This window comes from Pseudolabrys sp. (genome assembly GCF_035943735.1).
Classification (GTDB): domain Bacteria; phylum Pseudomonadota; class Alphaproteobacteria; order Rhizobiales; family Xanthobacteraceae; genus Pseudolabrys.
Map to the genome: position 1 here is coordinate 1 of NZ_DASZBV010000010.1, position 23,482 is coordinate 23,482.

Here is a 23,482-nt window from a genome sequence, read left to right on the forward strand (position 1 = left end):
CCAACTCCCAGCCGGCACTTGCCATCAACCGCCGTGAACGGGCGACCGATGACCGACTCGAACCATACCAAAAAACTGACCGGCATTCCGCCTGGGCGCGGCTCCAACCCTATGGAGCTTCCCCATGAATACCTCTATGTCCCGCCGCTCAATGATTGCTGGCGCAGCCGCTTTACCGGCCGCCGCTGCGATTCCTGCCACCGCCTTGGCCGGAGAGCCTGACCCGATCTTCGCCGCCATCGAGGCCCACAAGGCAGCGAACGACACGTATTCGCGGACCGTCTCAATTTCGGGAAGAATGAGTAGAAAGCATCCCGGCTACGCGGAGGCGGACGCTGCCACGGATGCGGCGATGCGGGCCGAGCGCGGTGCGGCCATTGCCCTAGCGCTCATTGCGCCGACAACGCGTGCGGGGATCGACGCTCTTCTTGCGTACGTGCTCGATGACGATAGGGATTATCCCGGCCACGAGGACTGGCCCACGGAGATGACCGCGCCTGATGTTCTGGATTACAGCGGCGAACCCGCCGTAATGCCGTTTCATTTTTGGCTGCTCCGCAATATCCGCCAATCGCTGGCCGTGGTTGGAGCCTGACCCATGCAGGTCACCCGCATAGAATTCCACGTGGCTGGCAGTCTCTGGCACGGCGGGGCGGTCAGCACGCGGGGGCACCGCTACGAGTTCGGTTACAGGAGCGGGCGCCTGCTGTGGTGCCACAAGCAGATGCCCCACGAAGGCGAGGGGACACTTTGGGCGGTCTGTGGTTCTCGGTGGCCCCGAGCACTGGTCGAGGCCGTGAGGGCATCTGTCGCGGGCCGGCAAAATCTGCGGCCAGCCTGAAACCGTCCGTCTCGCTCCGCGTTATCTGACGCGCACTACACGTCAACTTCGGTCTCCGAACCTCCCGAGAGCGGCTCCGGTACTCCATCGCCGGGGCCGCTCTTTTTCGTGAGGCGGCCTATAGGAGCCTGCAAACTTCTATGGCGACGGCTGCGAGAAGTTCGATCTGCAGAATGATGTAGACGCCGCGAAAGACCTCCATTGCCCGCTTCTCCCTATTGCTCCGAGGGTATGTCAGCGGCGTGACGGAGTTCTATCCCGGACTCAACATTGTCCAATAGAAAAGAGCGAAGGCGCCAATATGTCGCGCAGCCCAGGATTGTGGGCCCTCACTTACGGTAGAAATACAAAGAGATGTCTTGGAAGTCCCGCTCGACTGGCCACTTCCAGGGATTGGCGCGCATTTGGTAGCCGAATCCTTGGCTCTCCATGAGACTAAAAAGCGATGACAACTCGTCGTTCGCGGTGTCGATGTGGTGATGATACTCAAGGTGGATTCGCTTCGCGCATCTGAGTTTGTCGGTCTCCACGAGGTCCCTCAGAACCGCTCGCTCCGCGCCCTCGATATCGATTTTAAGAAGATCGATTTCCGATTTTATGAACCGAGACAGCTTGAATGTCGGCACCTTGATGCACCGACCGGCGTGTCGTTCCCTGATCGTGCTCATCAGCAGACTGGACGACTCCGGCGACTCGTCGCGGTAAAACTCTATCTCGCCCTCTGTATCGCTCAGAGCGCCGCGATGGGCGCTAACGTCGGACAGCCCATTCCGGCCAATGTTTTCGGTGAGCACGGCAAACGTGAAAGGGTCTGGCTCGAACGCGGTGATACTTGCGTTCGGATAGAGCTTCTTGAAGAACAGCACGGACGCGCCGATGTTGCTGCCGCAGTCGAATATCACTGGGCTGTCTGTCTCTCCTGGGAAGCAGTAGGAGGCCTCAAGAAAAATCTCATTGATCAGGTATCTGAAGTGATCTTGGCCGAGAAAGCGAATTTTGTAGCCGAGGATATCGATAGGATTTGGCAGGTTTCTCATCCGATACATTTTCCGGATAGTCTGCTCGACCTCCTTCTGGATGTCCCGCGGCAGCGAGCGGGACGGCCTGCAGTCCATCAAAATTGACCGAGCCGCTCGGCGCGCCACCTTTACTCCACCATGCTCTTCGATCATGAAATTGCGCAGCGTCTGCATTCTGCGATCCTCCCAAGCCTCAGTTTCTAAGTTGTGGTGCAGACACTATCACAAACTCCGCGTGTAGAATACTCATGTTCGCCTAACGTCGCCCGCTCGTGTCTGGCGTCACCCGTCGCAACCAAACATGCCACTAGTTGCCAGCCATGTTGCCAAGAAGAAGAAAACCGTCTTTCGGCGGTCTCGATATTGGCACTAAGTGTTTGATTTCTTTGGTGAGCGCGCAGGGACTCGAACCCTGGACCTACTGATTAAAAGTCAGTTGCTCTACCGCCTGAGCTACGCGCTCGTCACCAAGGCCTCTCGCGCGGCCATCCAAAGACGGCCGGAACGGATGCTGCCGGAGCGGCGTCCGGCACCTGGCGCACCGCGCTGTGTAGGGGCGGGCTCCCGCCCGGTCAATAGCGGCCTTGCGTCCCACCCGTTCGCGCCCGGTCTGCCGTTTGCTACAGTGCCGCCAGAGCCTTGCGAAGGAGTGCCCATGCCGATCGTCAATCGCGTCGCCGACCTGCATCCCGACATTACCGCCTGGCGGCGCGACCTGCATGCGCATCCGGAGCTCCTCTATGACGTGCATCGCACCGCCGGCTCGGTCGCCGAGAAGCTGAAAGCCTTCGGCTGCGACGAGGTGGTAACCGGGGTCGGCCGCACCGGCGTGGTCGGCGTCATCCGCGGCCGCCGCGGCTCGTCCGCCAAGACCATCGGCCTGCGCGCCGACATGGACGCGCTGCCGATCGAGGAGGCCAACGACCTGCCCTACAAGTCGACGGTCCCGGGCAAGATGCACGCCTGCGGCCATGACGGGCACACCGCGATGCTGCTCGGCGCCGCGCGTTATCTCGCCGAGACGCGCAATTTCGACGGCACGGCCGTCGTCATCTTCCAGCCGGCCGAGGAGGGCGGCGCCGGCGGCAAGGCCATGGTCGAGGACGGGCTGATGAGCCGCTTCGGCATCGGCGAGGTGTACGGCATGCACAACTACCCGAACATGCCGGTCGGCTCGTTCGGGCTGCGGCCGGGACCGATCATGGCGGCGGCGGACTTCGTCACCATCGAGATCGAAGGCGTCGGCGGGCACGCGGCGCGACCGCATCTGACCGTCGATCCCGTGGTGGTCGGCGCGCACATCATTACCGCCATCCAGTCGATCGTCGGCCGCAACGTAGACCCCGTGAAGTCGGCGGTCGTGTCGATCACCGTGGTCAAGGCCGGCACGACCGACAACGTCATCCCGCAGCGGGTGCGGCTCGACGGCACCGCACGCAGCCTGTCCGAAGACATACGCGTCCTGGTCGAGGAGCGGCTACGCACTTTGGTCGAGAACACGGCCGCGGCGTTCGGCGCCAAGGGCAAGCTCACCTACCGGCGCAATTATCCGGTGCTGGTCAACCACGAGCGGCAGACCGAATTCGCCGGCGACGTGGCGAGCGAGATCGCCGGCGCGGCGCAGGTCGACCGCGAGTTGCCGCCGATGATGGGCGCTGAGGATTTCTCCTTCATGCTCAACGAGCGGCCCGGCGCCTTCATCTGGATCGGCAACGGCCCGAGCGCGGGGCTGCATCACCCGGAGTACAATTTCAACGACGAGATCATCCCGTTCGGCACGTCTTATTGGGTGCGGCTGGTGGAGACGGCGCTCAAGGGCTGATGGTTGTCGTCCCGGGCGAGGCGCCATAAGCGCGTTTATTCGCGTCTTCGACGCGCTATGGCGCCGGAGGTCCGGGACCCATACGTTTCGGCAGAACTGAATCGCGGCGGAGTCTGGGTCCCCCGCTTTCGCGGGAACGGCATATGCGGCCTTACCGCACCGCTTCGCGCTTGTCGGGGGTGGCGGTCGTCACCTTGGCCAGGGTCAGACGCCGCGGCAGCAGCGCCAGCGTGCGCGTTTGCAGGCGGCGCCAGGTGGCGAAGTCGTTGAGCGTCGAGCGCTCGAGCAGCGCCAGCGCCACGGCGGCGAGGAACGGCACGCTCTGGATCACGAGCACGGCGGCGAAGAGATAGATCTCGCGCACTTCCCTGACGTTGGTCTCGACCAAGGTCGCGGAGCCGAGCAGCAGCAGGCTCGCCAGCACCGCTTCCCAGAAGGCCGGGAACTCCGTCTTGCGCTTGAGGCCGCCTTTGTCGGTGCGCACGAAGGGCAGGTGGTCCTTGATCACGCCCGTGGCGACGGCGCGCGCCACGGTCCACTGCACCGACATTGCGGCGATCATCGAGATGAACAGCTCGCGCTTGGAAACGTGCACGCGCAGCCGGTAGAGCGTGACGCTGTGCAGCACCGAAACCGCAAAGCTGGCGACGATCGGAATCGTCAGGATGCGGTCGGGCACGGCGATGTCGAGGAAGGCAACGACCGGCACCCACAGGATGTTGAGGATCGCCACCACGACGCCGACCGTTTCGGCGCCGAGCCAGTTGAGCCAGCCGAGCGCGAATTCGCGCTTCTGCTCGCGCGTGAGAACGCTGGCGCCCGGCAGGAATCGGCGCCAGTGCTTCTTGAGAATCTGGAAGCCGCCGTAGGCCCAGCGGTCGCGCTGCTTCTTGTAGGCCTCGTAGGTGTCGGGCAGCAGGCCGCGGCCGTAGCGGCGGTTGGTGTAGTGCGCGTGCCAGCCGAGCTCTAGGATCGACAGGCCGAGATCGGTGTCTTCGCAGATCGTGTCGCTCGACCAGCCGCCGGCGGCCTCGAGCGCGGTGCGGCGCACCAGGCACATCGTGCCGTGCACGATGATGGCGTTGACTTCGTTCCGCTGCACCATGCCGATGTCGAAGAAGCCGGCGTATTCGGCGTTCATGGCGTGATGCAGCACGCTGCGCGTGCCGTCACGGTGATCCTGCGGCGCCTGAATGAGGCCGACCGAGGGATCGGCGAACATCGGCACGAGGTCCTTCAGCCAGTCCGGATCGACCACGTAGTCGGCGTCGAGCACACCGATGACTTCCGCGTCGGCGGCGGTGTGCACGATGGCAAGGCGCAGTGCGCCGGCCTTGTAGCCCTGCAGGTTGTCGGCGCGCACGAACTTGAAACGTTCGCCGAGCAGAGCGCAGTGCTCCTCGACCGGACGCCACAGAGCCGGATCGGGGGTGTTGTTGATCACCACCACGCACTCGTAATTCGGATAGTCGAGGCGCGCGATGGCATCGAGCGTCTGCTTCAGCATCTCCGGCGGCTCGCGGTAGGCCGGGATGTGGATCGACACTTTCGGCGCGGGGCCGGCGGGCGCCAGCGCCGGCGCCTGCACGAGCCGCTGCGGCTTGCGCCCGAAGGCGATGGCCGCGATCTCGTCAATGCGGGCGAAGGCGATGGCGACCAGCGGGACCAGCAGCGCGGCGCCGAGCCCGAGTGCGAAGGCCGAACCGAAGACGAAATAGTGCCCGTTCCAGTAGGCGAACATGGTCGCTGACCAGGCGCCGACGACGTTGGCGGCGGCGGCGAGCAAAATTGCCTGACCGAGCGTCACGGCGCTCATGGCGAGGATCGGCAGCGACAACAGCAGGCTGACGAGGATAGCGATGGTGGCGAGCCGCCAGTGGTTCGAATCGGTGATCGGACCGGTCCACTCGAACTTCGGCTGGCGGTTGGCGTCGTAAATGCCCCAATACGGGCCGACGCCGCCCTCGAAGGTCTTCCACGGCTGATCGATGGCTTCGACGATGTTGTAATCCATGCCGTAGGCGTCGGCGCGGGTGACGAAGTCGCGCAGCAGCTGCGCCTGCTCGATGCGGCCGGGGACGGCGCCCTTGAGGTTGTAACCGGCGCTCGGCCAGCCGAATTCGGCGATGACGATGCGCTTGCCGGGATAGGCCTGGCGCAGCTTGTCGTAGATGATGACCGCCTGGTCGACGGCCTGCTTGGCCGAGAAGCCTTCCCAATAGGGCAGGATGTGAGCGGCAATAAAGTCGACGTTCGACACCAGCTCGGGATGTTCGAGCCAGATATTCCAGATTTCGCCCGTGGTAACCGGGACCGTGGTCGCGCGCTTGACCCGTTGAATCTTCTTGATCAGGTCAGGGACGGTCTCGTCGCCGCGGTAGATGGTCTCGTTGCCGACGATGATGCCGTCCACGTTGCTGTGGCGCTTGGCCAGATCGATGGCCGATTTGATCTCGCGCTCGTTACGGTCGGGGTGCTTGTCGACCCAGGCGCCGACCGTGACCCGCAGGCCGTATTCGGCGGCGATGCCGGGGACGAGTTCCTGGCCGCCGGTAGAGGAATAAAGGCGGATGCCGCGGGTCATCGGCGCCAGCATCTTCATGTCGGTGCGGATTTGCTCCGGGTTGGCCCGGCCGCCGGCATTGGGGTCGGTGGAGGGACCGTACGGGGCGTACGACACGCTCGCCAGTTGCCCGTCGAAATTGGGAGCGCTGACGTCGCTGCGCGTAAACGCCCAGACCCCAGCTTGCACGCACGCCACAAAGGCGATTACGGCACCTACGGTGCGCATAGCCTAAACTACCGAATGGGGCTGGATGGCAGACTTCTGAACCCGTCCCCTGGGTTCAAAAAAACCGGAGCATTGTCTGCGTCGAAACAAACTAGCCCGGCGTTAGGTTCCCAAGCAAGTAATGTTCCGACATGGCAATTCCTAGGCACCTGCATGGCGCCTGCATGAAAATTTACAAACACGATATCACTTGGCAGGTGTGGTGGGTGCGGCGGGCGCCGGAGCGGCCGGCTTGGCCGCGTCGGAGGGCGGGGCGGTAGCGGCCGCCGGTTCGGGGTTCATCGCCGGGTTGAGCCAGCAGGAGTGCACCCGCCCGTTCAGCGTCTCCTGCGCCTTGGGGTCGATGTTTCCCTGCCGGATCAGGCACCGGAAAGCGGCCTGGATATGGGCGCCCGGGCAGCCAAAGCGGTCGTAGAGGTCGAGGTGGCGGAAGGCGGTGTCGAGGTCGTCGCGCCAGAGCAGGGTGACCACCCGGCGGCCGAGCCAGACACATTCTGGATTGCCGGCAGGACCTTTCAGGACGCGCGAGGCCTCGGCGATCTCGTCGATCTTCTTCTGATTGTCCTTCGCGGCCTCCGCCGCCGGCTTGGCCTGCTCGGCGGGTTTGCCGCCGCTCTGGGCAAAGGCTGCACCCGAAGTGATCAGGAGACCAGCCAGCGAGAGCACGGCAAAGAGGCTACGCGTCTTGATATGCAACAGCATTGTCCCGCGACGAATATCTTGTGTGGAGGCTGCCCGCCCCACGGCGGATGTAGCGTTCCGATTGGGACGCTAATGCGGCATCCATTGGGCCGGCCGGTCCGGCGGTCTTGATTGCCCCGATAAAAGCGGCCTTATGACCGCGATCTGCCGGCTCGTCCGGGCGAGTGGCGCCGCGACCTTGGCCTTACCGTCTGCGGTTTGTCCAGCGATTCCGGCGGTCGTCCTTAAAGGCTGACGGGCGCAGGCGGCGCTTGGCAGGGAAGCCCATTGCGCGATAAGCGGATGCTCCACGCGCTCCCCCAAGCTGGATGTCGAATGCGGGTCGGTCTTGTCTGTCTCGCCGCGGCTGCGGCGATCATCGTCGGCTTCTGGGCCTGGCTCGGAGCGCCGGTGAGCATGCCGAACGCGCCTCTGTCACCCGGTGAAAAGCTGTGGTGCATGTCCTATGCGCCGTTCCGCGGCAGCCAGACCCCATACGATCCCGACATCAAGATCCCGGCGGCGCAGATCGACGAGGATTTGAGGCAACTGGCAAAGATCACGGACTGCGTTCGAACCTATTCCGACGATCAGGGCATCGAGCAGGCGCCGGCGATCGCCGCCAAATATGGGCTCAAGGTGCTGCAGGGCATCTGGCTCTCGGGCAAGCGGGACAAGGACGCGATCCAGATCAGGGCAGGCGTCGAGCTGGCCAACCGCTACCCGGAGACGATCCGCGCCTTGGTGGTCGGCAACGAGGTGCTGCTGCGGGGCGAAATGAGCGGCGCCGACCTCGCCAGCACCCTCCGCGCGGTCAAGGCGCAGGTGAAGGTGCCAGTCACCTATGCCGACGTCTGGGAGTTCTGGCTGCGCAACCCCGAAGTGGCCTCCGCCGTCAATTTCATCACCATCCATATCCTGCCTTACTGGGAGGACTTGCCCGTCCCGGCGGCGCAGGCGGCCGCCCATGTGGAGGCGATCCGGCGCAAGCTGGCGGCGGCTTTCCCTGGCAAGGAGATCGTCATCGGCGAGGTCGGCTGGCCGAGCGCCGGGCGCATGCGCGAGGGCGCGCTGCCGTCGCGGGCTAACCAGGCGCGCGTCATCCAGGACGTGCTGGCGCTCGCCAAGCGCGAGCACTTCAAGGTCAACGTGATCGAGTCCTTCGATGCGCCATGGAAGCGGGCGGCGGAAGGTACGGTTGGCGGCCACTGGGGCTTGCTCGACGGTACAACGCGCGCACCCAAATTCGCCTGGGGCGCGGCGGTGTCCAACCACCCGGATTGGCTCTGGCAGGCGGCGGGCGGGGTGCTGCTGGCGGTGCTGACCTTTGCCGCCGCCTTCACCGCTGGCCGTCGGCAGGACATCCCTGCGTCGCTTTGGCTGGCCATCACCGCCAATGCCCTGGCGGGCGGCTTGCTGATCGGCTGGGCGGTGGAGAATGTCGGGCTTGAAAGCCTCGGCGTTGGATTGTGGGTCAGGTCGCTGATGTTGGTCGCCGCTGCGACCCTGACACCCATCGTCGCCAGCGCCGCGGTCATGACGCAAAAACCGATGCCGCCGCTTGCGGCCGTGCTGTCTGTCGCAACCCTGCGCAAGAGTGACCGCCTGACGGCGGCACTTGGCCTGATGCTGGTCGTCGCCATCGTCCTGTCGCTACAGGTCGCGCTCGGTCTGGTGTTCGACCCGCGCTACAAGGACTTTCCGTTCGCGCCGCTGACCGCCGCCATCGTTCCCTTGTTCGTGCACAGCCTGGGCGTTGCGCGCGCCCCCGGCTTGCGCGGCGCGGCGGAAACGGTCGGCGCAGTCCTGCTCGCGCTGTCGATCATTTACATCGTGCCGAACGAGACCCTCGCCAACTGGCAGTCGCTCTGGCTGTGCGCGGCCTTCGCCGCGCTGGCACTCACGCTGTTTCGGGTGCGCGGCGCGCGAGACTGAGCACGAGCAAAGCGGCGGCGATCGACGACAGGCCGACGTTGTAGAGAACGACGCCCATGCAAGTGAGCGCCAGGGCGACGGCGAAAACGACGAGAGTCGGCCGCAGGAAATGCACCGCCGCAACGATCAGCGCGGCAGTCCCAAACACCGAATGTTCAAACAGCCCGACGACGATATGCCGCGACCGGCACATCCAGGTGTCGAGGCCGGCCGCGCAGGCAAGCCCGACCTGCGTGTTTTCGATGCCGAGATAGCGCATGTAGAGCGCGTAACCGAGCGCGCTGAAGCCGACGATCAGGAGCCAGTTGGTGGCACGGGCGCTGGGCAGGAACAATCGCATGCGCGCGACTATGCCCGCCGCTGTCGGCTCAAGCAACGTCAGCGCTCAGCGCACCACGTCGGCGGGGTCGATGCGCGCCGGCCAGCAGTTCCCGTTGAGCGTGGCAAATTGTGCGCACAATTTCCGTGCGGCGATCACGCTCGACACCGGGCCGGCGACGAGACGTACCGCCGTACTGCCGGGATGGCGGTCGCGCACCGCCACCGGGCTCAAGCCCACCAGCAGCGGACCGAAATTGGCCTTCGCCGAAGCCCAGCGTTGGCGCAATTGCTCCATGTTCGGCGCGGTGGCGATCTCGATGCCGAATTCCGGATGCGGGTGCGGCGGCCGTTTCGGCGGCTCGGATGGCGCCAGTGCGGCGACCTGTTCCGGCGCTGCATGTTCGGGCTCGCCCTTCGTTTCCTGACGCGGCTGGGTCGCGGGCAGGATCGAGGCGAGGCCGACCGGTGGTGTGGCGAGCGGATCGAGCACGATTGGGCCGCTCGGGAGCAACGCCGGTACGGATGGCGCGGCGGGTCCCGGCGGTTCTGGTTCGACGGCGGCGGTTACGACCGGCGCGGGTTTCGCCTCCGCGGTGCTGATGGGGTGGCGGCTTTGGGCGATCGAGCCGGTCATGTCCCCAAGATCGCGCTCGAGCGCGGCGATGCGTCCGGCCAGGCGATCACGGTCTTTGGTGAGATCGTCGATCTTCGCCTGCAGGGCGTTGATCGACCGCTCCCGGCCCTGTGCCGCATCGGCGATAACGAGGTGCGGCGTCGGCTTCTCGTCGATGCCGGAAAGGGTTCGCTCAATCCGTTGGCTGGCGGCGGGTCCATGTGCCACCACAAACAGGGTCGCGACCGCCAATGCTGCGCCGAGCCCCCAGGCGCCGGTGCGCAGGAGGATTCTGTCATGCGGCTTTTTTCCGGCAGGTTCGGGCGCGGTGCGCACCGGCGGCCTGATATCCATTTGCGATAAATCCGATTCCCCGAATCAGAACATTGAAAATGCTAGCAGAATCCTGCAAGTCTGGCTTGTGCCGGCGCTGCTGTCGCGGCCTGCCGCTTCTTCCAGACATCGATGAGTGTGTGAACGAATGAATGGACGATCCTGCCTCGCTATCGTGCTCGCCGCCGGTGAAGGCACGCGCATGCGCTCGCGCACGCCGAAAGTGCTGCACACGATCGGCAACCGCACGCTGCTCGAGCACGTGCTGAGCACGGCGATGGCCGCCGGCGGCGCCGGAATAGCGGTCGTGCTTGGGCCGGATCATGATGCCGTGGCGAAGGAGGCCAGGCGCGTTGCGCCGCAGGTCGCGATCTTCAAGCAAACCGAACGGCTCGGCACCGCGCATGCCGTGCTCTCCGCACGCGAGGCGCTTGCCGCGAAGCCGGCCGACGTGCTGGTGATGTTCGGCGACACGCCGTTGATCCAGGTCGACACGTTGGCGCGGCTGCGCGGTGCGCTCGCCGACGGCGCCGCGGTTGCGGTGCTCGGCTTCACGCCGGCCGATCCGACGGGCTACGGGCGGCTGATCACGGACGCTGCCGGGCTTGCGGCAATTCGTGAGCACAAGGACGCGAGCGAAGCCGAGCGCGCGATCGGCTTCTGTAACGGCGGCTTAATGGCGCTCGCCGGCGAACACGCGCTCGCCATTCTCGCGCGCATCGGCAACAGCAATGCCAATCGCGAATATTATCTGACCGACGCCGTCGCCGTCGCCCGCGACATGGGGCTCAACGCGGTGGCGATCGAAACCTCGGAGGACGACGTGCGCGGCATCAATACGAAAGCGCAGCTCGCCGAAGCGGAATCCGTGCTGCAGCAGCGGCTGCGCGCGGCGGCGATGGAGGCTGGCGTGACCATGGTCGCGCCAGAGACCGTGTTCCTGTCGTCCGACACCAAATTCGGCAAGGACGTCACGATCGAGCCCAACGTCGTGTTCGGCCCCGGCGTCACGGTCGAGGACGGCGCGGTGATCCGCGCGTTCTCGCATGTCGAGGGCGCGCACGTAGGGAAAGGTGCGCGTGTCGGGCCGTTCGCGAGACTTCGCCCCGGTGCGCAGCTCGGGACCGACGTCCATATCGGCAACTTCGTGGAGATCAAGGCGGCGACGATCGAGGACGGCGCCAAGGCTAACCATCTCGCCTATATCGGCGACGCGCGGGTCGGGGCGGGGGCAAACATTGGCGCCGGCACCATCACCTGCAATTACGACGGCTATGGCAAGCACAAGACCGACATCGGCGCGGGGGCCTTCATCGGCACCAATTCTTCGCTCGTGGCGCCGGTGAAGATCGGCGACGGCGCCTATATCGGCTCCGGTTCGGTCATCACCAAAGACGTCCCGGCCGAGGCCCTTGCGCTCGGTCGCGGGCAACAGACCATCAAGGAAGGTTGGGCAAAACGCTTGCGGGAGGCGCGGATTCTGAGCAAGAACGGCTCGCCGGCGGCGAAGAAGCCCTGATCCGTGTTCGCGCGAGCGTTTTGAGCGGCGCCGTTATAAGACGAAATGTGAAGTGATTTCCGTACGATCAGGCGACGCAGCTACAGCTAAGGCGGAACTTTAACGGGGGCGTCCTCTCGGATGTGCGGGATCGTTGGAATTCTCGGGACCGAGCCGGTCGCCGAACATCTCGTCGATGCGCTCAAGCGCCTCGAATACCGCGGCTACGACTCCGCCGGCATCGCCACACTGGACCACGGTACGCTCGGCCGCCGCCGCGCCGAGGGCAAGCTCAAGGCGCTGGAGAACCGGCTCGGCAAGGAGCCGCTCGGCGGCACGATCGGCATCGGCCACACCCGCTGGGCGACGCACGGCAGGCCGACGGAGAGCAACGCCCATCCGCACGCCACGGACAAAGTCGCCGTGGTGCATAACGGCATCATCGAGAACTTCCGCGAACTCCGCGACAGCCTGACCAAGGACGGGGCGAAATTCTCAAGTGAGACCGACACCGAGGTCGTCGCGCATCTCGTCACGCGCGAGATGAAGTCCGGCAAGACGCCGGTCGAGGCGGTCGCGGCGGCGCTCAAGCAACTGCGCGGCGCCTTCGCGCTCGCATTCCTGTTCACCGGGGAAGACGACCTGATGATCGGCGCGCGCAAGGGCTCGCCACTCGCGGTCGGCTACGGCGACGGCGAGATGTATCTCGGCTCGGACGCCATCGCGCTGGCGCCGTTCACCGACACTGTAAGCTATCTCGACGACGGCGACTGGGTCGTGCTGACGCGCAAGGGCGCGCAGGTCTACGACGCTCACGACAAGCCGGTGGAGCGGACGATTATCAAGTCGACCGCATCCGCAATGCTGATCGACAAGGGTAACTTCAAGCATTTCATGGCGAAGGAGATCCACGAGCAGCCGGAAGTCGTCGGCCACACGCTCGCGCACTACATCGATATGGTGCACGAACAGGTGAAACTGCCGAGCGACCTGCCGTTCGACTGGAAGAAGCTCAAGCGGGTGTCGATCTCCGCCTGCGGCACCGCCTTCTACGCCGGCCTGGTCGCCAAATACTGGTTCGAGCGCTTCGCCAAATTGCCGGTCGAGATCGATATCGCCTCCGAGTTCCGGTACCGCGAGGCGCCGCTGGAAGCAGGCGACCTGATGATCGTCATCTCGCAGTCTGGCGAGACCGCCGACACGCTCGCCACTTTGCGCTACGCCAAGGAGCACAATCAGCACGTGCTCGCTGTGGTCAACGTGCCGACCTCGACCATCGCCCGCGAGAGCGACGTGGTGATGCCGACTTTGGCCGGACCGGAGATCGGCGTCGCCTCGACCAAGGCTTTCACCTGCCAGCTGACGGTGCTCGCCTGTCTCGCCATCGCCGCCGGCTGCGCGCGCGGCGAACTCTCCCGCGCCGACGAGCAGAAGCTGGTGCACGCGATGATCGAGGTGCCGCGCCTGATGGTGCAGGCGCTCAAGATCGAGCCGAAAATCGAGGCGCTGGCGCACGAATTGTCGAAGGCGCGCGACGTGCTCTATCTCGGCCGCGGCACGAGCTTCCCGATCGCGCTCGAGGGCGCGCTCAAACTGAAGGAAATCTCCTACATTCACGCCGAGGGCTACGCCGCCGGCGAACTCAAGCATGGGCCGATCGCGCTGATCGACGAGACCATGCCGGTGATCGTCATCGCGCCGCACGACCGCGTGTTCGAGAAGACCGTCTCCAACATGCAGGAGGTGGCGGCGCGCGGCGGTCGCATCGTGCTGGTGACGGACGCCAGGGGCGCCGCGGAGGCGACCGTGGATTCCGCTCACACCTTGGTGCTGCCGGACATGGCCGCGACGGTCACGCCGCTGGTGTATGCCATCCCGGTGCAGCTGATGGCCTACCACACCGCCGCCGTGATCGGCACCGACGTCGACCAGCCGCGCAACCTCGCGAAATCGGTGACGGTGGAATAGACTGCTGCCATGGCAGACCTTGAGCAGAAGCCCGGTGACGAGTTGGCGGCCGACATCGAAAAGGTGACGGCGTCACAGACCAGCGTCATGGGCCGCATCCGCAACTATTTTCTGACCGGCCTCATCGTCACCGGCCCAATCGCCGTGACGATCTGGCTGATCTGGTCGTTCGTGAGCTGGGTCGACAGTTTCATCACGCCGCTCATTCCGCCGGCGTACCGGCCCGAGACCTACCTGCCGTGGCCCATTCCCGGCACCGGGCTGGTCATCGCCGTGGTCGGCCTGACGCTGCTCGGCTTCCTTACCGCCAACCTCGTCGGCCGCAGCCTGGTCGAACTGGGCGAGGGCCTGCTCAACCGCATGCCGATCGTCCGGCCGATCTACAAGACGATGAAGCAGATCTTCGAGACTCTGTTCTCGAAGTCCGGCTCGAGCTTCCGCAAGGTGGCGCTGGTCGAGTTCCCCGCGCCGGGCATGTGGTCGCTGGTGTTCATCTCGACGCCGCCGGGCGGCGACGTTGCCGACAAGCTGCCGGTGAAGGACGGCGACTACGTCTCGGTGTTCCTTGCCTGTACGCCGAACCCGACGACCGGCTTCTTCTTCTTCGTGCAGCGCAAGGAGCTGATCGAGCTCGACATCAGCGTCGAGAACGCAATGACGCTCTTGATCTCCGCCGGCATGGTGCAGCCGGGCGCCGACAAGGATGCGCAGAAGAAGCTGGCGTCGATGGCCGCGACAGCGCGCGCGGCGCAGGGCGCGAAGCCGGAAGCGGTGGCGTGATCTTCCTTATCCCTCCCCCGCTTGCGGGGGAGGGTGGTCGGCGAAGCCGACCGGGTGGGGGTGTCTCGCGATCGAAGACCCCACCCGTCCGCTCGCTGCGCTCGCGGCCACCCTCCCCGAAGACGGGGAGGGATGAAGCCTCACCCCGCCCTGATCAGCGTGATCGCCTCGTCCTTGCCGAACAGATAGAGCAGCTGCCGCAGCGCTTGGCCGCGCTCGCCGGTCAATGACGGATCGCGCGTCAGGATGAGTTGCGCGTCGTCGCGCGCGGCGCCAAGATATTTGCCGTGCAGCTCCGGGCGCGCGATGCGGAAGCCGGGCAGGCCGCTCTGCCGCGTGCCGAGCACGTCGCCTTCGCCGCGCAGGCGCAGGTCCTCCTCGGCGATGCGGAAGCCGTCCTCGGTCTCGCGCAGGATCGCAAGCCGCGCCTTCGCCGTCTCGCCGAGCGGCGTCCTATAGAGCAGGAGGCAGGTCGACTTGCCCGCGCCGCGGCCGACGCGGCCGCGCAACTGATGGATCTGCGCCAGCCCGAAGCGCTCGGCGTGCTCGATCACCATGATCGTGGCTTCCGGCACGTCGACGCCGACCTCGATCACCGTGGTGGCGACCAGCAGGCGGCTGTCGCCGCGGGCAAAGCGCGCCATCGCGGCGTCCTTCTCAGTGCCCTTCATCTTGCCGTGCACGAGATCGACGACGTCGCCGAACTTGCGACGCAGCTCTTCGTGGCGGTCTTCAGCCGCGGCGAGGTCGCTCTTTTCGGATTCCTCGACCAGCGGGCAGACCCAATAAGCGCGCTTGCCCTCGTCGAGCGCGCGGCCGATCGCGGCCTCGACCTCGTCGAGACGGTCGAGCGGGATGGTGCGCGTGTCGATCGGCTGGCGGCCGGCCGGCTTTTCGCGCAATTCGGAGATGTCCATGTCGCCGAAATAGGTGAGCACGAGTGTGCGCGGGATCGGCGTCGCGGTGAGCACCAGCACGTCGACGGCCTCGCCTTTCTGCGTCAGCGCCAGCCGCTGGTGCACGCCGAACCGATGCTGCTCGTCGACGATGGCGAGCGCGAGATCGCGGAAGACGACGTCGTCCTGGAACAGCGCGTGCGTGCCGACGAGCAGGTGAATGCCGCCGAGCGCAAGCCGCTTGAGAACTTCTTCGCGCTCGCGGCCGCGTTCGCGGCCGGTGAGGATGGCGACCTCGATGCCGGCCGCTTCCGCCAGCGGCGCAATGGTCTTGAGATGCTGGCGCGCGAGAATCTCGGTCGGCGCCATGAAGGCGGCCTGCCGACCGTCCTCGATGACTGCTGCGGCGGCGGTGAGCGCGACCACCGTCTTGCCGGAGCCGACGTCGCCCTGCAGCAGGCGCAACATGCGCTCGGGCTTCGCAAGGTCGGCGACGATATCATCGACCGCCTTCTGCTGCGAATGTGTGAGCGCGTAGGGCAGCGCCTTGAGTACCTTGGCGCGCAGATGGCCATCGCCGGCGTGTTCATGTCCGGCCTGCCGGCGCATATTCGCGCGCACCAGCGCCAGCGCGAGCTGGCCGGCGAGCAGTTCGTCATAGGCGAGCCGCGTCCAGGCGAGGCTTTCCGGCGCGATGTCCTGCGGCTCGTGCGGGCGGTGCAGTGCGCGCAGCGCCTGCGCGAAAGGCGGGAAGCGTTCGCGCGCGACCCAGGCCTCGTCCTGCCACTCCGGCAGATCGGGAAGCTTGGCGAGCGCGCCATCGACGGCGCGGCGGACATTGCCGAGTGCCAAGCCCTCCGTCAGCGGATACACCGGCTCGACCAATGGCAGCGCGGCGAACCCCTTTTCGTCGACGACGCGGTCCGGGTGCACCATCTGCAGCATGCCGTCATAGAACTCGGCGGTGCCTGAGACGTAGCGGGTCTCGCCGACCGGCAGCAGCTTCTCCAGATAGTCGGGGCGGGCGCTGAAGAACGTCAGCGTCAGCGTGCCGGTGTCGTCGCTGGCGAGGATGCGGTAGGGCGCGCGCGGCCGATGTCGCGGCGGCGGGCGGTGCTCCTCGACGGTGACGGCGACAGTCACCACGGTGCCGGGCTGCACCTCGTTGAGCTTCGGCCGCGCGCGCCTGTCGATGGCGCCGGACGGCAGGTGGAAGAGCAGGTCGACGAGCCGCGGCGTCTCGCGGTCGAGCAGGCGCGCGTAGAGCGCCTCCAGCTTCGGTCCGATGCCGGACAGGCTGGTCAGCGCGGCGAACAGCGGGTTGAGAACGGGCGGGCGCATTGCCTTTTATCTCACCTCTCCCCGGTTACGGGGAGAGGTCGGCCGCCATAAGCGCGACTTACGCGCGTCTTTGACGCTGGCGGCCGGGTGAGGGGCCTCTGATTTCACGATACTCACAGGCCCCTCACCCCGAACCTCTCCTCGTAGGCGGGGAGAGGGAGAAGAACGCTGACACACGCACTCGACGCGCCTATATAACCCCCGCCCGGCTCCGTCCGGGTTTTTGGCGTTGGAGACAAGCGTGACCGAATTGTCGAGCGAAGGCCTGGACGCGCGCCGGCGGCGTCTTCTGTTCCGCTGCCGCCATCGCGGCATCCGCGAGATGGACTTCGTGCTCGGCCGCTTCGCCGACGCCGAGTTGCCGCGCCTGTCCGATGCCGAGCTCGACGTGCTCGAGTCGTGGCTCGATATCCCGGACCAGCAGATCTTCGCCTGGGTGAACGGTTCGGAACCGACGCCGGCCGAGATCGACACGACGATGTTCCGCCGGCTCTGCAACTTCCATCGCGCGGTGAGCGCGCCTAAGTGACACAAGGTATGCCCGTCTCTCCCGCTCAATCCCTGCAGCCCGGAAAAGTCCTGACACTGGCGCAAGTCGCCGACGGCGCCGAAGGCCTGGTGCTGGCCGATCTCGCGCGCGCCATCGCCGCCAGGCCCGCCGCGCCCGCCATCTCGCTCGCGGTGATCTGCCGCGACGGCCAGCGCATGCAGACGCTCGCGCGCTCGCTCGCCTTCTTCGGCCCCGACCTCGAAATCATGGAATTCCCGGCCTGGGACTGCCTGCCGTACGACCGCGTGTCGCCGCATGCCGGCGCGGTGGCGCAGCGCATGACCACGCTGTCGCGCCTCGTGCGCACCGTGGGCCGCGACAGACCGTCGGTGCTGCTCACCACCGTCAACGCCGCGACGCAGCGCGTGCCGTCGCGCGACTTCGTCGGCACGCATGCGCTCTCGGTCGCGCCCGGCAACGTCGTCGGCATGGCCGGCATCGTCGAATGGCTGGAGCTCAACGGCTATCAGCGCGCCTCGACCGTACGCGAGCCGGGCGAATACGCCGTGCGCGGCGGCATCCTCGACCTTTTCCCGCCCGGCATGGACATGCCGGTGCGGCTCGATTTCTTCGGCGACGCGCTGGAGACGATCAAGACCTTCGACGCACAGACGCAGCGCAGCGAAATGCCGATGCGCGGCCTCGACCTCGTGCCGGTCGCCGAATTTCAGCTCGTCACCGAGACGATCCGTCGCTTCCGCACCGCTTACGTCGCCGAGTTCGGCGTCGCCGGACCGGACGACCTGCTCTACGGCGCCGTGAGCGAAGGCCGCCGCCATCCCGGCATGGAGCACTGGCTGCCGCTGTTCCATACTCAGATGGAGACGCTGTTCGATTATCTGCCGGGCACGGCGCTGGCGCTCGAGCATCTCGACGAGGATGCCGCGCACGAACGCCTCACCCAGATCGCCGACTATTACGACGCACGGTGCGAGGGGCTGAAGCAGGGCCAGACCCCGGTCTACAAGCCGCTGCCGCCGGATCGGCTCTATCTCGCCGAGGACGAATGGAAGGCGAAGCTCGAGGCGGCGGCGCGGGCGCGGCTGACGCCGTTCGCGGTGCCGGCGGCGCGTGACGTCATCGATATCGGCGCGCATGCGGGGCACAATTTCTCCGCCGAACGCAACGAGCCGGGCGGCAATGTGTTCACGGCGGTGACGAAGCACGTGCAGACGCAGCAGGCCGATGGCAAACGCGTCGCCATCGCATTGTGGAGCGAGGGCGCGCGCGACCGCATGAGCCACGTGCTCGCCGACCACAAGCTGGTGAACCTCGCGCCGGTGAAGTCCTGGCCCGATGTGCTGGCGCTGCCGAAGCACGCCATCGCGCTGGTCGTGCTCGGCATCGAGGCCGGCTTCGAGACCGAGGACGCCGCCGTCATCGCCGAGCAGGACATCCTCGGCGACCGCCTGGTGCGGCCACGCCGGGCGCAGCGGCGCGCCGACAATTTCATCGCCGAAGCGACCAGCCTGTCGACCGGCGACCTGGTCGTGCACGTCGATCACGGCATCGGTCGCTTTGTCGGCTTGCAGGCGATCGAGGCGGCGGGCGCGCCGCACGATTGTCTCGAAATCCATTATGCCGAGGGCGCCAAGCTCTATCTGCCGGTTGAGAACGTCGAGCTTTTGTCGCGCTACGGCTCGGAGGATTCGAACGTCGAGCTCGACCGCCTCGGCAGCGGCGGCTGGCAGGTGCGCAAAGCGAAGATGAAGGCGCGCATCCTCGCCATCGCCGGGGACCTGATCAAGATCGCCGCCGAGCGGCAATTGCACGAGGCGCCGAAACTGACGGCGCCGACCGGCGCCTATGACGAGTTCTGCGCCGGCTTCCCCTACGAGGAAACGGAAGACCAACTGACCGCGATCGAGTCGGCGTTGGGTGACCTCGCCAAGGGCCGGCCGATGGACCGGCTGGTCTGCGGCGACGTCGGCTTCGGCAAAACGGAAGTGGCGCTGCGCGCCGCTTTCGACGTCGCCATCAACGGCAAGCAGGTGGCGGTCGTGGTGCCGACCACACTGTTGGCGCGCCAGCACTACAAGACCTTCAGCGAGCGGTTCCGCGGTTTCCCGATCAAGGTGGCGCAGGCCTCACGGCTGGTGACAGCGAAGGATCTTGCCGAGACGAAATCCGGGCTCGCGGCCGGGACGGTGGACATCATCGTCGGCACGCATGCGCTGCTCGGCAAGGGCATCAAATTCAAGGACCTTGCACTGCTCGTCGTCGACGAGGAGCAGCACTTCGGCGTCGCCCACAAGGAGAAGCTGAAGGCGTTGCGCAGCGAAGTGCACGTGCTGACGTTGTCGGCAACGCCGATCCCGCGCACCTTGCAACTGGCTTTGACCGGCGTGCGCGATCTTTCGATCATCGCCTCGCCGCCGGTCGACCGGCTCGCGGTGCGCACGTTTGTCACGCCGTTCGATCCGGTGATCGTGCGCGAGGCGCTGCTGCGCGAGAAATACCGCGGCGGCCAGACCTTCTACGTCTGTCCGCGCATCGAAGATCTCGCCGGCGCCAAGGATTTCCTCGAGAAGAACGTGCCGGAGGTGCGCGTCGCCACCGCGCACGGGCAGATGCCGCCGACCGTGCTCGACGACATCATGTCGGCCTTCTACGACGGCAAATACGACGTGCTGCTGTCCACCACGATCGTCGAATCCGGCCTCGACATCCCGACCGCCAACACGCTGATCGTGCATCGCGCCGATATGTTCGGCCTGTCGCAGCTCTATCAATTGCGCGGGCGGGTAGGGCGCTCGAAGCTGCGCGCCTACGCGCTGTTCACGCTGCCGGCGACGAAGCCGATTACGCCGCAGGCCGAGCGGCGGCTCAAGGTGCTGCAGTCGCTCGATACGTTGGGCGCCGGCTTCCAGGTGGCGAGCCACGACCTCGACATCCGCGGCGCCGGCAACCTGCTCGGCGAGGAGCAGTCCGGCCATATCAAGGAAGTCGGCTTCGAGCTCTATCAGCAGATGCTGGAGGAGGCGGTCCTCAGCCTGAAGGCCGGCATCACCGCGCCGGTCGCCGACCGCTGGTCGCCGCAGATCACCATCGGCACGCCGGTGCTGATCCCCGAGGACTACGTCGCCGACCTGTCGGTGCGGCTGGCGCTCTACCGCCGGCTGGCCGATCTCGAGGACGAGCGCGAAATGGAGTCGTTCGCCGCGGAGCTGGTCGACCGCTTCGGCCCGCTGCCGAAGGAGGTCGAGCATCTGTTGCAGGTGGTGACGATCAAGGGCCTGTGTCGCCGCGCCAATGTCGAGAAAATCGACGCGGGGCCGAAGGGTGCGGTCCTGTCCTTCCGCGACAACCTGTTCGTCAATCCGGCCGGGCTTTTGCAATTCATCCAGGCGCAGGGGCCGAACGCCCGCATCCGCAACGACAAATCCGGCCAGAAGCTGGTGCTGCTCGGCGACTGGGAAACGCCGACGCAAAGGATCAAGGGCACCACGGCGCTGCTGCGGCAACTGGCCGGGATAGCCGAGAAGAAGGCGGCATAGCCGCGGGGCGCTTTTTCTCGTCCTGGCCGGGCTTGTCCCGGCCATCTCGCTCAGGAGTGCAGCGCCTTGTTCGGCGTCACCGCATCCGCCGCTGCGCAGCGGCCCGGTGACACCCACGCAATTGGCTGAGCCGTTTATTCCGCCGCCTGCGCGCTCACTTGCTCGATCGCCTGAGCCAGCGCCTCGGGCGCCTGCGCGCCTGAGATGGCGTATTTGCCGTCGAGGATGAAGCAGGGGACGCCCTGGATGCCGGCTTCCTTGGCCGCCTCGACCTCGCGCTCGATCTCGGCGATGTCCTGATCGCTGTCGAGGGCGCCGCGCACGTTCTCCGGGTCGAGGCCGACGTCGGCCGCGGCCTGTACCAGCACGGCGCGGTTCGAGAGGTCCGCGCCCTCGGTGAAGTACAGATCCATCAGCCGCTGCTTCATCTCGGCCGACTTGCCGATGCCGTCGGCCCAGCGGATCAGGCGGTGGGCGTCGCGCGTGTTGGGTTGGCGGTTGATGCGGTCGACGGCGTAGACGAGGCCTTCGTCGGCCGCCGCGGCACGGACGCGCTGGGCGATGTCAGTGTAGCGCTCGGGCGAGCCAAACTTGGTGGTCAGGTACTGCTCGCGGCTCATGCCCTCGGGCGGGATCCACTCGTTGAGGAAGTAGGGCCGCCAGTGAACTTCCACTGGAACGTCGGAAGCCAGCGCCAAGGCCTTTTCCAGACGTCGCTTTCCGATGAAGCACCACGGGCAGACGACGTCTGAGACGACGTCGATGCGGACGGGACGGCGGTCGGACATTGGCAGGCTCCTGGGCGCTTCCGGGACACCCGAAGGTAGGCCTCGGCCTATTCCGCGGCAACCATGCGCGGGCCCAGCACGCGTAACATCAGCGTGTCGACGCTGTCGCCGGCCTTCCACGTCGCCAGCGTGACGTTGGCGGCGACCGCCTGCGCCGGGCCCGGCATTGCGCTCTTCAGCGCCCCGGCGATGCGGCGGGCGACCACGTGCGCGCTGCGCAGGTCGGTCTGCGTGAAGGCCATGAGGATGGCGCCGGTCTCGTCGCAACTGGCGAAGTCGACCGTGCGCATGAGGCGTGTCACCAGCCGGGCGGCGTCGAAGGCGGCGCGGGCATCGAGGCCGTCGAACGTGAAGTGCGCCAGCGACAGCGGCTGGCTGCGGTCGGCGGCCGCGGCGATGGCCAGGCTGAGCTCCTGCGCGAAGGTGTCCGGCGTCATCAGCCCGGTATCCGGATCGATGACGCCGCCGGAGTCGAGCGCCGCCAGCGTGCGGGCGAGCCGCGCGCCGAAGGCGTGCAGGCGCACCATCGGCCGCATGCGGGCGACGATGCGGTGCGGCTCGGCTTCGACGGGGTCGACGTTCGGCAGCGTCGCGGGAATTGCGTGCGCGACGCGGCCGATGACGGCGACCGGCAAATCGCGGAAGCGCGTGTCGTCCGCCAGCGCGGCGAGGAAGGCGTCGATCATCAGCGGCGACAGGCCGTCGCCGACGATGACGCCGTCGATGTCGCGGCCGTTGAGCTGCTTAGCGGCGCCCTCGACGCTGAGCGCGACGACGGATTTCACCCGTCCGAGAACGCTCGCGATCTCCTGCGACAGCAAACCACGGCCGACAATCAGCACGGTCGCATCGTCGAGTGCGTCGGTGGCGGTCAGTGCCTCGGCGGTCGCCGTGTCGGCGCGGCGGAGCACGGCCGCGTGCTGCTCGCGCACGCGCAAGGCCGATTGCAGGCGGGCGATGAGGCGGTCGAACGGCGCGATGCCGTCGGCGGGCAGGGCGATCGGCAGCGCCGGCTCGTGTCCCGGCTCGGTGACGCCGATCACCGGCACCATCGGGCCGTTCGCCGTGGCGATCTGAAGGCAGAGCATGCGCGCGGCGGAGTCGCTCGGCGGCAGGCCCGGCGCGGCGACGATGACGGCCGCCGGCTTGACGGAAGCGAAGGCGGTCGGCGAGTCCGCCCAGGTGCTCTCGACGATGGGAAAGGCGCCGGCCGCGCTCAAGGCCTGGACGAGTTCGGCCGCCGGCACATCGGCGACCACGAGCAACGGACCTTGCAGCGACATGATACGCACGCGGGTTACAAAAGGACCGCGGCAATTTAAGTTGGGCTCGTTAATACGCGGTCAACGGCAGCACGCTTCGCTTTGCGGACCCTCCGAAACGGATTCAACTGTCAAACAGCCCGCGCGCGGCGGGCCTGCCCGCTTCGCGCCACGCATGACTCATCGCCCGTATTCTTTGGTCGGCCCCGGGCAGGCCCTCTTCGCAATTGCAAATCTCGGCTCCCCCGAGGGGAGCGGAGCGCCGGGAAACGCGGAGCGCTTGCGATCGCGCTCCTGAGCGGCCGGCGAGGCCGCCCGAGACACCGTGCGAAGGCGTCTCCCCGTCCCTTGCGATCGGGACGAGGCGCCTCCCGGCGCTCCACATGCGGCGTTCTCCTTGAGGCGCTTTAGGCCGTGCTTCCGGGCAGCGACGGGGCCCGTGTTCAAGCCCCCGATCCGGAGCGGTGGCCGCCGCTCCTTCGTCGCCGCCGCGTGCAGCCCATCGTTCCGTAGAACTGCGGGCAGCCGGTCGTAATGCCGGCGGAC

The 23,482-nt window shown here is 66.5% G+C and carries 16 protein-coding genes and 1 tRNA gene; 8 read left to right on the forward strand and 9 right to left on the reverse strand.

Annotated elements, in window-relative coordinates:
* The first annotated feature begins 124 nt into the window (after positions 1-124).
* A complete protein-coding gene (locus VGV41_RS06350; RefSeq protein ID WP_326862904.1) occupies positions 125-595 on the forward strand; it encodes a hypothetical protein in 471 nt (156 codons plus the stop codon).
* Between the two features lie 575 nt (positions 596-1,170).
* On the opposite strand, the gene VGV41_RS06355 is transcribed toward VGV41_RS06350, so the two are convergent.
* Positions 1,171-2,034 carry an FkbM family methyltransferase gene (locus VGV41_RS06355; RefSeq protein ID WP_326862905.1) on the reverse strand — a complete coding sequence of 288 codons (864 nt, stop codon included), beginning with the start codon at positions 2,032-2,034 and terminating at the stop codon, positions 1,171-1,173.
* 213 nt (positions 2,035-2,247) lie between these two features.
* Positions 2,248-2,323 (reverse strand) — tRNA-Lys (locus VGV41_RS06360).
* A gap of 192 nt (positions 2,324-2,515) precedes the next feature.
* Here VGV41_RS06360 and VGV41_RS06365 point away from each other — a divergent pair.
* Entirely contained in the window at positions 2,516-3,682 is a 1,167-nt protein-coding gene (locus VGV41_RS06365; RefSeq protein WP_326862906.1) for a M20 aminoacylase family protein, read from the forward strand.
* Positions 3,683-3,833: 151 nt separating this feature from the next.
* On the opposite strand, the gene VGV41_RS06370 is transcribed toward VGV41_RS06365, so the two are convergent.
* Complete coding sequence (locus tag VGV41_RS06370) at positions 3,834-6,473, reverse strand: glycosyltransferase (protein ID WP_326862907.1); 2,640 nt, start codon at positions 6,471-6,473, stop codon at positions 3,834-3,836.
* 186 nt (positions 6,474-6,659) lie between these two features.
* Positions 6,660-7,169, reverse strand: coding sequence for a beta-1-3, beta-1-6-glucan biosynthesis protein (locus VGV41_RS06375; protein WP_326862908.1), 510 nt, complete (start codon positions 7,167-7,169; stop codon positions 6,660-6,662).
* A gap of 321 nt (positions 7,170-7,490) precedes the next feature.
* On the opposite strand from VGV41_RS06375, the gene VGV41_RS06380 reads away from it, so the two are divergent.
* Entirely contained in the window at positions 7,491-9,089 is a 1,599-nt protein-coding gene (locus VGV41_RS06380; RefSeq protein ID WP_326862909.1) for a beta-(1-6) glucans synthase, read from the forward strand.
* Here VGV41_RS06380 and VGV41_RS06385 read toward each other — a convergent pair.
* Positions 9,055-9,429 carry a hypothetical protein gene (locus VGV41_RS06385; protein ID WP_326862910.1) on the reverse strand — a complete coding sequence of 125 codons (375 nt, stop codon included), beginning with the start codon at positions 9,427-9,429 and terminating at the stop codon, positions 9,055-9,057. The two genes, VGV41_RS06380 and VGV41_RS06385, sit on opposite strands and share 35 nt — an antisense overlap.
* 45 nt (positions 9,430-9,474) lie before the next feature.
* Positions 9,475-10,359 carry a hypothetical protein gene (locus VGV41_RS06390; protein ID WP_326862911.1) on the reverse strand — a complete coding sequence of 295 codons (885 nt, stop codon included), beginning with the start codon at positions 10,357-10,359 and terminating at the stop codon, positions 9,475-9,477.
* Between the two features lie 145 nt (positions 10,360-10,504).
* On the opposite strand from VGV41_RS06390, the gene glmU reads away from it, so the two are divergent.
* From glmU to VGV41_RS06405, 3 genes are all read left to right on the forward strand, one after another.
* Positions 10,505-11,875, forward strand: coding sequence for a bifunctional UDP-N-acetylglucosamine diphosphorylase/glucosamine-1-phosphate N-acetyltransferase GlmU (gene glmU / locus VGV41_RS06395; RefSeq protein WP_326862913.1), 1,371 nt, complete (start codon positions 10,505-10,507; stop codon positions 11,873-11,875).
* Positions 11,876-11,995: 120 nt separating this feature from the next.
* Positions 11,996-13,822 (forward strand): glutamine--fructose-6-phosphate transaminase (isomerizing), encoded by a 1,827-nt coding sequence (gene glmS / locus VGV41_RS06400; RefSeq protein WP_326862914.1) that lies wholly within the window; start codon positions 11,996-11,998, stop codon positions 13,820-13,822.
* A gap of 87 nt (positions 13,823-13,909) precedes the next feature.
* Positions 13,910-14,602 (forward strand): DUF502 domain-containing protein, encoded by a 693-nt coding sequence (locus tag VGV41_RS06405; protein WP_326862920.1) that lies wholly within the window; start codon positions 13,910-13,912, stop codon positions 14,600-14,602.
* Positions 14,603-14,742: 140 nt separating this feature from the next.
* Here the strand turns inward: VGV41_RS06405 and recG are convergent, their stop codons facing one another.
* A complete protein-coding gene (gene recG, locus VGV41_RS06410) occupies positions 14,743-16,839 on the reverse strand; it encodes an ATP-dependent DNA helicase RecG (RefSeq protein WP_326862915.1) in 2,097 nt (698 codons plus the stop codon).
* A 241-nt stretch (positions 16,840-17,080) separates the two neighbouring features.
* Between recG and VGV41_RS06415 the strand changes: the two genes are divergently transcribed.
* A complete protein-coding gene (locus tag VGV41_RS06415) occupies positions 17,081-17,368 on the forward strand; it encodes a succinate dehydrogenase assembly factor 2 (RefSeq protein ID WP_326862916.1) in 288 nt (95 codons plus the stop codon).
* Between the two features lie 8 nt (positions 17,369-17,376).
* Positions 17,377-20,886, forward strand: coding sequence for a transcription-repair coupling factor (gene mfd, locus VGV41_RS06420; RefSeq protein ID WP_326862917.1), 3,510 nt, complete (start codon positions 17,377-17,379; stop codon positions 20,884-20,886).
* Between the two features lie 134 nt (positions 20,887-21,020).
* On the opposite strand, the gene VGV41_RS06425 is transcribed toward mfd, so the two are convergent.
* Together VGV41_RS06425 and VGV41_RS06430 are read right to left on the reverse strand one after the other, a co-directional pair.
* Positions 21,021-21,674 carry a DsbA family oxidoreductase gene (locus tag VGV41_RS06425; RefSeq protein ID WP_326862918.1) on the reverse strand — a complete coding sequence of 218 codons (654 nt, stop codon included), beginning with the start codon at positions 21,672-21,674 and terminating at the stop codon, positions 21,021-21,023.
* Between the two features lie 47 nt (positions 21,675-21,721).
* Positions 21,722-22,957: a GGDEF domain-containing protein gene (locus VGV41_RS06430; RefSeq protein WP_326862919.1), complete on the reverse strand. Its 1,236-nt coding sequence runs from the start codon at positions 22,955-22,957 to the stop codon at positions 21,722-21,724.
* Positions 22,958-23,482 lie beyond the last annotated feature (525 nt).